Origin of the sequence: Xanthobacter sediminis (genome assembly GCF_043195015.1) — a bacterium.
GTDB lineage: Bacteria > Pseudomonadota > Alphaproteobacteria > Rhizobiales > Xanthobacteraceae > Xanthobacter.
In genome coordinates, this window is record NZ_JBAFWH010000005.1 from 226,436 (window position 1) to 239,015 (window position 12,580).

At 59.6% G+C, this 12,580-nt stretch carries 17 protein-coding genes; 3 read left to right on the plus strand and 14 right to left on the minus strand.

Annotated elements, in window-relative coordinates; translation table 11 throughout:
• Positions 1–13 precede the first annotated feature (13 nt).
• Complete coding sequence (locus V5F61_RS09095) at positions 14–919, minus strand: DMT family transporter (RefSeq protein ID WP_234052003.1); 906 nt, start codon at positions 917–919, stop codon at positions 14–16.
• A 64-nt stretch (positions 920–983) separates the two neighbouring features.
• Complete coding sequence (locus V5F61_RS09100) at positions 984–2,012, minus strand: cupin domain-containing protein (protein ID WP_393987914.1); 1,029 nt, start codon at positions 2,010–2,012, stop codon at positions 984–986.
• Positions 2,013–2,251: 239 nt separating this feature from the next.
• Here V5F61_RS09100 and V5F61_RS09105 point away from each other — a divergent pair, with 239 nt between their 5' ends.
• From V5F61_RS09105 to V5F61_RS09115, 3 genes are all read left to right on the plus strand, one after another.
• Positions 2,252–2,839 carry a TetR/AcrR family transcriptional regulator gene (locus V5F61_RS09105; protein WP_234052005.1) on the plus strand — a complete coding sequence of 196 codons (588 nt, stop codon included), beginning with the start codon at positions 2,252–2,254 and terminating at the stop codon, positions 2,837–2,839.
• Positions 2,840–2,857: 18 nt separating this feature from the next.
• The gene (gene yghU / locus V5F61_RS09110; protein ID WP_234052212.1) at positions 2,858–3,718 is read left to right on the plus strand and encodes a glutathione-dependent disulfide-bond oxidoreductase; all 861 of its coding nucleotides are present in this window, start codon (positions 2,858–2,860) and stop codon (positions 3,716–3,718) included.
• 395 nt (positions 3,719–4,113) lie between these two features.
• A complete protein-coding gene (locus V5F61_RS09115) occupies positions 4,114–4,743 on the plus strand; it encodes a DUF3601 domain-containing protein (RefSeq protein WP_162142664.1) in 630 nt (209 codons plus the stop codon).
• Between the two features lie 144 nt (positions 4,744–4,887).
• Here the strand turns inward: V5F61_RS09115 and V5F61_RS09120 are convergent, their stop codons facing one another.
• From V5F61_RS09120 to V5F61_RS09175, 12 genes are all read right to left on the minus strand, one after another.
• On the minus strand, positions 4,888–5,373 hold the full coding sequence (locus tag V5F61_RS09120; protein ID WP_024350780.1) for a peptide-methionine (S)-S-oxide reductase: 486 nt from the start codon (positions 5,371–5,373) through the stop codon (positions 4,888–4,890).
• 2 nt (positions 5,374–5,375) lie between these two features.
• Positions 5,376–6,230 carry an alpha/beta fold hydrolase gene (locus tag V5F61_RS09125; protein WP_024350781.1) on the minus strand — a complete coding sequence of 285 codons (855 nt, stop codon included), beginning with the start codon at positions 6,228–6,230 and terminating at the stop codon, positions 5,376–5,378.
• Between the two features lie 29 nt (positions 6,231–6,259).
• Complete coding sequence (locus tag V5F61_RS09130; RefSeq protein ID WP_240612039.1) at positions 6,260–6,694, minus strand: Dps family protein; 435 nt, start codon at positions 6,692–6,694, stop codon at positions 6,260–6,262.
• A 252-nt stretch (positions 6,695–6,946) separates the two neighbouring features.
• Positions 6,947–7,213, minus strand: a complete 267-nt coding sequence (locus V5F61_RS09135; RefSeq protein WP_024588016.1) for a hypothetical protein — start codon at positions 7,211–7,213, stop codon at positions 6,947–6,949.
• Positions 7,214–7,275: 62 nt separating this feature from the next.
• Positions 7,276–7,722, minus strand: a complete 447-nt coding sequence (locus V5F61_RS09140; RefSeq protein WP_201767728.1) for a nuclear transport factor 2 family protein — start codon at positions 7,720–7,722, stop codon at positions 7,276–7,278.
• 160 nt (positions 7,723–7,882) lie between these two features.
• On the minus strand, positions 7,883–8,638 hold the full coding sequence (locus V5F61_RS09145) for an SDR family NAD(P)-dependent oxidoreductase (RefSeq protein ID WP_024350784.1): 756 nt from the start codon (positions 8,636–8,638) through the stop codon (positions 7,883–7,885).
• Between the two features lie 38 nt (positions 8,639–8,676).
• The gene (locus tag V5F61_RS09150; RefSeq protein ID WP_024350785.1) at positions 8,677–8,958 is read right to left on the minus strand and encodes a DUF427 domain-containing protein; all 282 of its coding nucleotides are present in this window, start codon (positions 8,956–8,958) and stop codon (positions 8,677–8,679) included.
• Between the two features lie 64 nt (positions 8,959–9,022).
• Positions 9,023–9,295 (minus strand): glutaredoxin 3, encoded by a 273-nt coding sequence (gene grxC / locus V5F61_RS09155; RefSeq protein ID WP_024350786.1) that lies wholly within the window; start codon positions 9,293–9,295, stop codon positions 9,023–9,025.
• A gap of 50 nt (positions 9,296–9,345) precedes the next feature.
• Positions 9,346–9,525, minus strand: coding sequence for a hypothetical protein (locus tag V5F61_RS09160; RefSeq protein ID WP_081651911.1), 180 nt, complete (start codon positions 9,523–9,525; stop codon positions 9,346–9,348).
• Complete coding sequence (locus V5F61_RS09165) at positions 9,458–9,817, minus strand: response regulator (RefSeq protein WP_035449975.1); 360 nt, start codon at positions 9,815–9,817, stop codon at positions 9,458–9,460. Before V5F61_RS09165 ends, V5F61_RS09160 begins: the two co-directional genes overlap by 68 nt.
• A gap of 16 nt (positions 9,818–9,833) precedes the next feature.
• On the minus strand, positions 9,834–11,438 hold the full coding sequence (locus tag V5F61_RS09170; RefSeq protein ID WP_051375908.1) for a sensor histidine kinase: 1,605 nt from the start codon (positions 11,436–11,438) through the stop codon (positions 9,834–9,836).
• A gap of 66 nt (positions 11,439–11,504) precedes the next feature.
• On the minus strand, positions 11,505–12,575 hold the full coding sequence (locus V5F61_RS09175) for an NADP-dependent oxidoreductase (RefSeq protein WP_024350788.1): 1,071 nt from the start codon (positions 12,573–12,575) through the stop codon (positions 11,505–11,507).
• Between the last annotated feature and the right edge of the window lie 5 nt (positions 12,576–12,580).

Consider the following 12,580-nt stretch of genomic DNA (forward strand, 5'->3'; position numbering starts at 1 on the left):
GGATCGCACGCGATCATCGAATTACGCCTTTCGGATCCGTGGCAGGTGTGGAGGCACGATGTGCCGGGTGCCGTTGCCACAGCGCCATGGCCATGCCCGTGGTTACGATGAGCAGCCCTGCTATCGCCACCATGTTCGGGGGTTCCCCAAGCATCAGCGCCGCCAGAACGATCGCCGATCCCGGCACCAACGCCGCGAAGGTGGCACCGATCGCGGCGCCGAGCATCTGCACGGCGCTGCTGTAGAAGAACAATGCAGCGACCGACACCAACAAGCCCTGGTAAACGGCTTGGACGACAAGGTCCATCACTGGGATGTCCAAAAGCCGCGCACCGTTGAGCGCAAGGTAAAATGGTGAGTAGAGCAGCATTGAGAACACAGACACAACGGCCGTTCCATGCAACGCTGAAGTCGAATATACCTTAGATGAGACCGTATAGACGGCCCAAAGCAGTCCACCTGCGAGAAATATAAAGAAAGCCAGCGACGACGCGTGGGGTGACGTCAGACCCTGATACCCTGCGAGCGCGACACCAAGGATGATTATGGCTATGCCCGCCAAAGCTTGAGCTGCGAAGCGCATGCCCAGCGCCCATACACTGATGAGCGTCGAAAACACAATCATGCTGGCCGGGGTGACGACGGCGAATTGCTCGACCGGCGCATGCGAGAGGCCAAACGAGACCACCAGCATATATGGCGCACCGATGCCGGCCACCATCAACGCGATGGCCTTCCAACTGAGTCCCCTGAGGCCTGCGCGCATTAGGTAGGGCAGGAGCACCACCCCTGAGACCGCATACCGGATGAAAGTGATATCGTAGCCATCCAGCGGCGTATGGGTCAGCCCAAGGCGGGTCACGACAGGAAAGGCGCCCCAGATACACGCCGAAGCGAGGCCGCAGAGGATGCCGTTCAAGCGGGCTTTTGAAGGAGATGCGCTGTGAGACATCGTCGGATCATCGCTTCGGCGTGAGGCAAGGTCACTGGTGACCGATCTGGATGACGTCACTGCCTCCGCGTTTGCGTAGATAGGCATATTCGATGTCGTTGAGAATCATCTGCGCACGGTTGAGGTGTCGAGAGGCATAGTTGATGCTGGTCAGAAAGTGCGCCAGTTCCTCGATATCCGACGCGTTCCTGCCTTCCCGCTCGACCTTGCTGATATCGAGGCTCGAGCGCCCCTTGAGCCGATCGAGATATGCTGTGTCGATCACCCGGAAGGCCGCGCCAATGCTCAGCCCGCGCGCGTTCAGGACCTTGTGCCATTCGAATGGCGGATTGAGCAGCACGTCGCCAGGCTCAAGATAGACGACGTCGCCCTCGAAATCGCCTCCGGGGGCCTCCCGCCCACTGCTGGTTGCGAACATCAGATCGTAGTGGCGAAACTGGTCGCCGAGTTCCGGCGGGCGCGTGGTCCACTTCTTGATGCCGGCGATCATCACAAAGACGTTCAGCGTCGGAAAGATATGCCAGTCGCTTCCAACCGCCCCCTTGGACGGCTCACCGTATTCCTGCGTGCTGTACCCGAGAAACATGTGCCCCGTGATGTCCCAGGAATTGATCCCAAACCAGGAGTTCCCGAAAATCTCCTGCTTCACGAGGTTGAATGTTTCCTTCCCCCATTCATAAGGGTCGTTGTAACCGGACGAAATGCTGCCGAGATGTGAGTAGACGTCGATCTGGCGCTCATAAATATCGTCGAGAAATTCGCGCCCGGTTCCGATGCGCCCCGTCACATAATTGTAGTCGGAAGCTCCATCCTTCGACCGCATGGAAACGGTGTGATCTCCTGTCTTGGCGCGCCATTGCAGGGTTTTTTCCGGATCCACCTGATCAAAAAAAGCCCTTTGAGAGAGTTTCACGCTGATGGGCGCAAGCTGGCGAAATAAGGCGGGCTTGGCGAAGCCCTCCGTGTAGCGTTCAGCGGCATCAAGTGTCAGGACACCTTTGTGCTCGGCCGGAGCGATGACATTGATGTAGCCGTAACGGATGCGACTATTCGAGACCATTCGCGTTTTCCTTCCATCGGTGAAGAAGAGGAGAAACTGGCTTCCGCGCACGTCACCGTATCAGCGCGGAACGGTCGCACTGTCGACGAAGGGCTGCCATACCCATTCTGTGGCACGCAATTGCGCGCCACAGGCTCTGATGTCGGGACTGTTCACCAATGCACGAACATCGGCTATGTTTGACAGCATTGCCAATCTTAACAGATGTGTCAAGAATCAAAAAAGGGACGGAATCAAGAATGGTGGGCGTTCGACAATTCGACGAAGCCAAGCTGCTGGCGACTGTTCTCGACGTCTTCTGGCGGAAGGGATGGCAGGCAACCTCCATGTCCGATCTTGCCGAGGCCTCCGGGGTCCAGCGCGGCTCGTTGTATAATGCCTATGGCGGCAAGGAAGCTCTGTTCTTGCTGGCTTTCGAATCCTACGCGCAACGCTTTCTCGCGGACGTGCGCACTGCGATCGATGCGCCTTCGGCTGCCGTTGCATTGAACCGTTTCTTTGACGTGGCGATTGCGAATATGACCGCAGGCCATCCGCCGCGAGGCTGCCTGACAACCAAGATGGTCGCGGAATCGGAGGCTGCCGGCGAGCTCGTTCAGGCGCGTCTGCGCCAGTTGCTGAACGATCTGCGAACGATCATGCAGTCGGCGCTTGCGATCGATCAGATCCGCGCCGGTCTCAAGCTATCGCCGGAAGAAACCGCGGAGATCCTCGTTACCTTCACGCGTGGACTGGCAATTATGGAAGCCCTTTATCATAGCTCGGATCAACTTCGTAGCACCTCCAATTCCTTGGCACGTGCACTGCTGTCCACTCGGATATATTAAAGAAATGAGGTTTTTATGATGGTCGACTCGCCAGAATACACGCCACCAAAAATCTGGACCTGGCACAAGGCCAATGGCGGCAGATTCGCGAACATCAACCGTCCGACGGCGGGACCAACGCATGACAAGGAACTGCCGGTTGGTCGCCATCCGCTGCAACTCTATTCATTGGCGACACCGAACGGTCAAAAAGTCACGATCCTGCTCGAAGAGCTGCTCGCGCTCGGCCATGAGGCTGCGGAATATGACGCCTGGCTGATCCGTATTGGCGATGGTGATCAGTTCGGGAGCGGGTTCGTCGAGATCAATCCCAACTCCAAGATCCCGGCACTCCTGGACCGCAGCGCCCCGGAACCGATCCGTGTGTTCGAGTCGGGCGCCATCCTGCTTTATCTGGCCGAGAAGTTCGGCGCTTTCCTCCCGACCGGTGTCGGTCCGCGCGCCGAATGCTTGTCCTGGTTGTTTTGGCAGATGGGGAGCGCCCCCTATGTGGGCGGAGGCTTCGGTCACTTCTACGCCTATGCGCCGACCAAGATCGAATATGCCATAGATCGATTTGCCATGGAGACCAAACGGCAGCTCGACGTGCTCGACCGCAGGCTTGCAGGAACCACGTTCCTAGCGGGCAGCGATTATACGATTGCCGACATCGCTGCGTTCCCCTGGTATGGAGGCCTCGCCAAAGGCTGGCTTTATGAGGCGACCGATTTTCTGCAGGTGCAGGATTACAGGCACGTGCAGCGCTGGGCCGACATGATCCTTGAACGACCGGCCGTCAGGCGGGGGCGTATGGTCAACCGCATCACCGGCTCCCCTTCCAACCAACTGCACGAACGCCATGATGCCAGCGATTTTGCGTCCAAGATGCTGGATGGATAATCGGTAGCGTGGAGCTGCAATTACACCGCTCCGATAGGGCCAATCGCATTGCGAGCCGGAGTCCGGAGCAATGGAACCGAAGACCGAGTCAATACTGTCGAAGGTCGGCAGCGCGACCCTTAAGGTTCGTCCACATTTCGACAGATGGCAACCAAAGCGGACATTCTTAAGTTGCTTTAATTTCAAAAACATAAGTGTTCGTAGTTTCATCCTCACCGGCGCGCCACCCCTCTCTTTGGGGATGGCGCTACAAGCGCTCGCCGAGCACTCAATAAGATGACACTGTTGCGGTATGTGAGCGTGCCGGCGATTGGCGCCCAGTCGAGTTGCGCGGCACTGACCGTGCCCTCTTAAACCGACCGTAACGAGATCGCCTCGGCGTTAGGCCCATCGGAGTGGCGGTGATCGTAAGATGGTTCAGTAGGAACACTCTCGGGAAGGCGTATGGGCATTTGCATCCCGGACGTCATTATCGCGTCGAACGCGACTTCCGTGATCATGACGGACGCCTCCATCGCCAGGGGCAACAATGGCGCTACCGCACATACACATTTCTTCCCTATGAAGATGGCCTGTCGCTTTTCTTTCTCACCAAGGACGGCGACGATCTGGAGATTCGCCTTCAGGATCGAACCGGTGCCGAAGCAGCGATTATTGCAGCCCTGAGTGATGTCCTCCCGCAATGCGAGCCGTTTTATCGAAGCGTGTTTGCTGGCCTGCTAGCCGTCGATGGCGACAAGCTGGTTTCCTTCGACGGCGTCGATCGAGTGGCCTTCGGTTGGCAGGACGTTACTACGGTCGCCGCTTTCTATGGGCAGCAGCACTACGACGAGACGCGTTGCCTCACGATCAGCCATCGCCGTGGAACCGCAATCTTCCTGGCAGAGACTCATAGCGTGTGGCACCCCTTCCTCGACGGCTTGGAAACGAGGTTAGAGCGGGTCGTGCCTCGCCAGAGATGGCTGAAAACCTTGGACGAGGATCGATCCCGATCCATCCCAGTGTTCAAGCGTTCACGTCTTTAGATGCGTCCGTGAATCCTGCTGGCCATCGTTTTAAAAAAAATAGGAAGCAGCGCGGACGGCGGCTTCTCAGAAAAGGTACCATCGATCTTTCGCTCGAAGTTGTTGGCAGTTCGGTCGTTCTGACAGATGCCGATACAGCCGTGGCTACTCGGGAAGCGCGTTCTCCGAAAAATGCTTGCGGATGAAGTCGAGCTTGGGATCGATGTATCGACGACAAAAGGGTCTGTTTGGGTCGGTGCGATAATAGTTCTGGTATCTCTCGTCCGAAGCCTTGAAGCCCACGAACGGCAGGATGAGGGTGTGGACCGGCTTGCCGGCCTCCTCAGCGAGTCCGCGTATCGCCTCTTCGGCTTCGACCCGCTGACTCTCGTCGAAGATATAGATCGCGCTTCGGTATTTGTTTTCAACCGAGCGGGCACGTGTAGCGGAGTGTGTGCGCAGGTGCACCTCGGACAGTGTCCCCAGCCCGATAACGGAGGGTTCGAACGTCACGACCACCCCCTCAGCCCAGGTGTTCGCCGGGGCGGCCGATTGTAGGAAACCCTGCTCGACCTGCGTGACGCCACGCAACGCTTGGAAAACGCCCTCGGTGCACCAGTGGCAACCTCCTCCAAAGCCAACCTTTGCCATACTTAACTCCTGCGCAAAGGCACAACGGCCGGGCCAGACTTATCGAGCTGGCGGACGAACGCGATGATCCGCTGTCCGACATCGTTCGCCATTTCGACATGAGGGTAGTGTCCAGCGCCCTCGACAATCATGGTTTCGGCATGGAGCCTCGAAGCCAAGCTCCGGGCTTCTTCGACAGGGTCCGTGAAGTCGGGATCCTTTGTGCCCATGACGATGAGGCTCGGCACAGAGATCTCGTCCAAGATCGCTGCGGTGTCGGACTTCGACAATGAGAGCATCGTCAAGAGAGCCTGCATGCGCTTTGGCTCCCTGAGGTTTGCAGCAATCGCCGCTTTTACCTCAGCATGATCCGGCGCCGGTTTCGTCGGGAATAGGCTGCTCCAGTAAGTGGTCCAGAACCAGGTTCGCCATGGCCCCGCGAATCCGAGCCCAAGGACAAGTTTCTGGATCGTCGTGAGGGGAAGATCGCGAACGATCGGACCGAGCAGCACCACCCCGTTGACGTGACTAGGAGCTTCCTTGGCAGCCCAAAGCGCGGAGCCGGCTGCGAACGAGTTGCCCATGATCACGGCTGGCCCGTCAGCCAACTGTCGGAGGATGGCGACGGCGTCACGGCCGACCGCTCGCGCGGAGTAATCCGACCACTCCGGCGACGATTGGCCGAATCCGCGGACGTCCATCGTCACCACTCGGCATCCCGCATGCTGCAGCATGGGCTTGATGAGCCGATACTCGGAGCGCAGGTCTCCCATTCCTGGGATGCCTACGACGAGAGGTCCGGTTCCACCCGTATCGTCGAAGGCTATCCTACCGCCCTCTGTCTGAAGGAACTGGGTCTGCACATCGTTAGGCGCCATGAAACGATCCGATCCGTTGAGCAGCAGACCTATCGGCTGACTTCGAAAAGGAACCACGCTCGGCGTTCCGCTTCGTCGGTCCAGGTATCGATCAGGCCGGAGGTCGCGTTGTCCTTCGCCTCGTCGGCGACTTCCTTTGCGCGGCGCAGCGACTCGACCATGTGAAGATTATCGGCGCGCAGCTCCGCCAGCATGTCCTGCGGCGTGACGAACTCAGCGTCGTTGTCCTTGATCGTCTGGTGGCGGGCGATATCGCCGATCGATCGTATGGTCGTATTTCCGGTCTTCCGGGCGCGCTCCGCCATCGCATCGGTCGCTGCGAGGATTTCCGCAGCTTGCTCATCGAGAAGGAGATGGTAGTCCCTGAAGTACGGGCCCGAGACATGCCAGTGAAAGTTCTTTGTCTTGAGGTAGACCGCATAGCTGTTCGCCAATATTATCTTCAGCGCGTCGGCAACCGTCATGGTCGCGTTCTCGTCGAGGTCAGATGGTGAAGGCACGGTTGCAGCACTGGAGTTTGTCATCGCGTGAACTTCCTCGATGATGGCTTGCGCAAAAGATCAGCGCCGATTCTCTGGCACGCTGAGGTATAGAGGATGAATTTACCTCAGATCGAAGTCCAATGGCTTGTGTCTATAGTTTCGATAGTTCTGGCGACCAGAAGGGCGCTTGGAGCGGCACGGGAACATGGGAAGGCAGCGAACCCCACATGCTCATCAGGCATTCGGCTGATAGCCCAATACGAAAGCGATAACCTTCTCCGAGGACATCTCGCACGGCTTCAGCGACGCACTGCCCGAAGCAACGCGATACAGATTGAAGCTGACGATGTCGTTCCCGGCTAGTTCTCGAGCAAAAAGGCTGTTCCTCCGTCCATCCTCCGACCGACGAACCGTCACGCCGAAACGCCTGCCTTCGTAAGCGCCTTCGCTATACCCCTCAGGCAGACGCTCGAAAGCCGTATCGAATTCTGGATGGTCCATTCTGCATCACCGCCAATCGGCCTTCGCCCTGCGAACGTGAGTGCCGCGCCATGCGATTGGAGTCATCGCGTCAGTCTGACGTTGCGGCCCCAAAGAAACCCCGCGTCATTAGCGCTAGCGAAGTCCGGGTCTACGTAGATGAAAACACGCTTGATAAGCGCGCCGTCGAACTCGAATACGTTGGCGAAACGGCCTTCGGATCGGCCTTCAACCGGCCACGCCGTGCCGTCAGCCATAACGCCACCTTCAAAGCCTTCCACGATCACGTGGTCGCGGGCTACGTGGAAGGTCATGCGATCGAAATCGTGCTCGATCCGCTGAAGCGACCCCAACAGACCCTTGGCGACTTCCATGAATTCGGCTTTGCCATATCCAACTCCGAACTTCGGGAAGTACGTCACGACATCGTCAGTCAGAATGTCGAGAATGGTGGGATCGCCACTGTCGATTTTCCGGAAATAGTCGGTGGCGACGGCGATGCGCTCTTGGGTCAGCTCTGCATTCGGCACTCTATGAACTCCTGAAATGCGGAAGCATTATCCGCTGTGGCTTCGAGAATAATGGGCCCTGCAGGATCAGCCGATCTGCTGCCCGGAATTCAACGGAGCGCTGAGGCGCGGAAGCGATCGTCCTTCAGTTATCCGCGTGACACGCCCGTCGCGCATCGATTCAGACCAGGACGCCCCCTGACACATCTATCACCGCGCCAGCTGTGTAGCTTGCAGCGGGACTAACGAGGTAACTGACGGCGCCCGCCACTTCTTCAATCGTGGCGATCCGACGGATGGGATGCATATCGATGACGGCCTGCGGAAAATTCTCAGCGACTTCCCCGGTCATGTCGGTCGGCATGATGCCAGGTTGGACGACGTTGACGGTAATGTTGCGTGGGCCAAGATCACGTTGCACCCCGCGGGCATATCCTGCGATTGCTGCCTTGGTTCCTGCGTAGTCGGCAATTCCCGGCACGATCGCTCGGGTGCCCAGGCCGGAACCGATGAAGACAATGCGGCCACCGTCAGAGATTTTCTGCGCCGCCGCACGCGTGATCGCCACGGTCCCAAGCACATTTACCATCCACTGCCTGTCGAACGCAGCGGAATCGAGCGTCGGATCGTCGACCAATTTTCCTTGGACGGCGATTGCGGCGTTGTTGATCAAGATGTCGAGCTTGCCGAGTTCAGCTACGACCTGCTCGACCATGGGCTGGGCGGCGGACGTATCCGCTTGATCGCATCGGATCGCGAGAGCGCGAACGCCTTTGGCCCTCACCACCTCGGCGACGGACTCGGCTTTATCGGCCGAAGCAGCGTAGGTGATAGCAATATCGGCTCCCTGATCGGCGAGCGTCGCCGCCAGCACGGCGCCAAGGCCCCGAGAGCCACCCGTGATGATAGCGACTTTGCCGTCCAAAACTTTCGACATCGGCGGTTCCTTTCTGAAGTCTAATGGCGGGCTGACGGCTAAGCGACGTTGACGCCTTTCCAGAAGGCGATGTGATCCTTGATGGAGTGCGCCGCCGGAGAAGGGTCGGCGTAGGTCCAGGCGGCGTTTGCATTGCGCCGGTCGCCGACCTGGAGATGAAAGTATTGCGCCGTCCCCTTCACGGGACAGACAGACGTGTGCTCGCTCGGTGCCAGATACTGCCGGTCAACCGATTGAGGCGGGAAATAATGGTTTCCATCCACGACCATAGTCTCGTCGCTGACCGCGAGGGTGGCATCGTTCCAAACTGCTGAGACCAAACCGGACTCCTCTTTTAATTTTCAGCCACTTGCATCGACCAGTGGCCCTATCTGGCGGGACAAATCAGTTTGCCGGAGTTTGTCCGGCAAGCAGCTTGTCGAGCGAGCCATCTGCATCGAGCGCAGCGAGATCGTCGGAGCCGCCGACATGCGTCTCGTTGATGAAGATCTGCGGCACGGTGCTTCGCCCCGACGACTCGATCATCGCCTTCCGGTGTGCAGGATCGGCTTCGATATCAAGCTCGGTGAATGCCACGCCCTTCTCTTGAAGGAGCGCCTTCGCGCGGCGGCAGAACGGGCACCAACTCGTGGTGTAGATGAGAACCTCAGGCTTCATGTTGTGTCTCCAATCGTTGAGGGATGACGGGCCGGCCGGATTCGCGGGGGTCATCCGAAGGTGAAGGCAAAGGCTTGCGCCCCCGGGTAGAGAAGCTCGATTTCGAAGGTGCACTCGTGGACCTCACCGCTCTGGCGTCCGAGTTGTTTGAGGCGCTGGCCATCACGCCGCCATCTTCCGGACCGTGTCCAAAACCCGGTCTTGCCGGTATGGCTTGGCGAAGAACACAACGTCCGCTGGAACGACGGCCTCGACCGGCCAAGGCCTCCCGGACGTGATGATGATCTGGATGGTCGGCCACCGCCGGCGGATGCAAATGGCGAGCATGATGCCATCGATCCCGCCGGGCATGTTCACGTCCGTGAACACGACGCGCACATCCAGTCGTTCCTCCAAGGTCATAAGCGCGGCGGATGCATTCGGCGCCTGCAAGACTTCGAAACCTGCCTCCTCGATCATGTCCGTCGCAAACAGACGGAGAAGTGGTTCGTCTTCGACGACGAGCACCACGGGTTTCACCATTCCACCCATACTCCCATCAACCTTGAACCAGGTGACGCATGGAGGCGTGCAGATCGGCCGTTAACCCGGCGGGCTCGTAGCGAACATCGACGCCCCCGGTGCCGACCAGGCCGATGTTGATCAGCTTCGATCCAAAGCCTCGGCGAGTTGGCGGCACAACCGGAGGCCCACCCCGTTCTCGCCATTTCACGCGGAGAAGGTCGTCGTCCAGGCCGACCTCGACTTCCCACGACAGCGAGACGTGGCCATCGTCACTGGTCAGCGCGCCGTATTTGCAGGCGTTGGTCAGTAACTCGTGGACGATGAGGGAGAACGAGAGCGCCGCTCGTGGCCCCAGCGCCACCGCCGGCCCACTCATGTCGACCCGATCTGAGAACCCGATCGCGTCGATCACTGTCGCTGCGACAGCTTGTAGATCAGCTTGTGTCCAACTCTTTTGAAGCAAGGCGTCGTGCGCCGCGCTCAGAGCCATCAGCCGACGCTCGAAGGCGTAGACCGCTTCGCGATCGGTGACGCTTCGCAGCGTTTGGCTGGCGATGGCCTGAACCATGGTGAGCATGTTCTTCAGGCGGTGAGCAATTTCGCCGTTCACTATGAGTTGCTGCTGCTCGGTACGATGCCTCGCGACGCCTGCCTCAAGCCGGTCCGCCGCACTTCGCAGGAACGAGATTTCCTCTGCGGGCCAAGGTCGGGGATGCGCCGAATGAACGAAGAAGACGGCGATGGTTTTGCCACGATCTCGAACCGGCATATCGACCAACGACCGAACGCCGACCCGCATTGCGCTCTCGAGATTGTGCAGAGTGCGATCGTCGGTCAGGGCGTCCCAAACGACGAGCGGGTCGCCAACGACGAGCGGCTCGCGCAAGCTCCCATACTCGTCGAGACGGTGGCGCCCGGCAATGCTCACGGCCCCCGGCGCCGTCCAATCGGTTTCGACGTCAATCGTATCGACGTCCTCGTTGACGGATCCGAACCCGGCTCGGTCTGCGGAGAGCGCTCGGCCGACGATGGCGGCGGTCGCCGAAGCCATCCCTGCGGTATCGTGGCTGCTCCGAATGGTTTCGCCGATTTCGACCAGGGCGGTCTGCAAGGCTGTGAGGCGCTCGCTCGCCGTTGCGATCCGGCGGAGTTCGAGATTTTCGCTGGCGAGACGGGCGAGCGCCTGCAGCATCGCCTTTTCCATCTCGCTGAGCCCTTCAGGCCGCGGAACGGTATCGATGACGCACAGGCGACCTACGATCGCTCCGGATCGCAGGACGAGCGGTGCGCCAGCGTAGGCGCGAAAGTGCCGGGCGCCTGTGACGAGCGGATTGCGCTTGGTCCGCGCATCATTTGTGAGATCGACGATCTCGAGAAGATCGCCCTGATCGATCTCGATCCGACAGACCGAGTGTTCGATCTCCGTCTCGCATACCTCAAGCCCGTACTTGGCTTTGAACCATTGCCGGTCAGTATCCAGCAGGGTGATGAGCGCGATGGGAACGTCACAGGCCTTTGCGGCGACAAAAACGAGATCGTCGAAGGCTTGCTCATCCGGTGTGTCGAGCACCATGAGGTCTGCAAGCGCCCGCACCCGCTGTGCCGCCCCGAAATCGGTTCTGTCAGCGCTCAGGCTCACCGCAGTTCTCCTGGATGATGCCTCGAAGGTCGAGCGTGGCCGATCATCGGCGTTTCCCGCGTCATGTCAGTGCCCCCTCATGCGGGGCGGCCACTGCGATGACGGCACGCCCGCTTGGCCGCTCTGATCGGCGATGGGGTTACCGACGGCGAGGACGATCTTGCCCTGGATATGGCCTGCCTCTGCGCGTTCGTGAGCGGCGGCCGCTTCGGAAAGGGGGTATGTGCTGTCGACGGCGACGCGAACCGCGCCGCTGTCGAGCAAGCGAGCTAGCTGGGCCAACTGGTCGCCACTGGAACGCACCTGCGTCGCCGAAACGGTCACTCCCCGGTCGGCAGCTTCATCATGTCCGGCAAAGCCAAGGGGAAAAATCGGGAACAGCGCTCCGCCCCGACGTATGGTCCGAAGGAAGCGGCCGGAGGTCGGACCGCCGACGGCATCGACGACAAGATCGATGTCTCGCACATCGTCTTCGGGTTTGGTCTTCGTGTAGTCGATGAACTCGTCGGCACCCAGTTCGCGGAGGAACGCTTCGTGCCGGGTTGAAGCGACAGCGATGACACGCGCGCCTTCGTGCTTTGCCAACTGCAATGCCAGATGACCGACACCCCCTGCAGCGCCGTTGATCATAACGCTCTTCCCAGCCAACGGGACCGGGCTGTGGCGCTCGGACTGCAGCGGGTTCTGCTCGTTATGGCCTAGCTCGATCAGGAACTGCCAAGCGGTCAGCCCCGACATGGGAACGGCGGCTGCATGAATGTGGTCCAGGTGTCGGGGCTTGGCCGCAAGGTCGGAAGCAGGCGCGGAAACATACTCGGCGTATCCCAGGCTCTCGCCGAAGCTGGGAAAGCGGATCATTCCGAAAACTTCATCGCCCGGCGAGAACGCGGTCACATCGTCGGCGACCTTCTCGACGATCCCGGACACATCCGAGCCCGGTATGGCGGGGAATGTCACCGACGGCCGCCACTCGGGCGGCAGAGCCTTGTATCCCTCGCGGAGATACCAGTCGGGCGGGTTGAGGCCTGCCGCTTGTACACGGACGAGCACCTCTCCCGGCTTTATCACAGGTGTCAGCGCGTCCTCATAGCGAAGAACATCGGGAGCGCCGAACTCATGGAAGCGGATCGCCTTCATTTTTT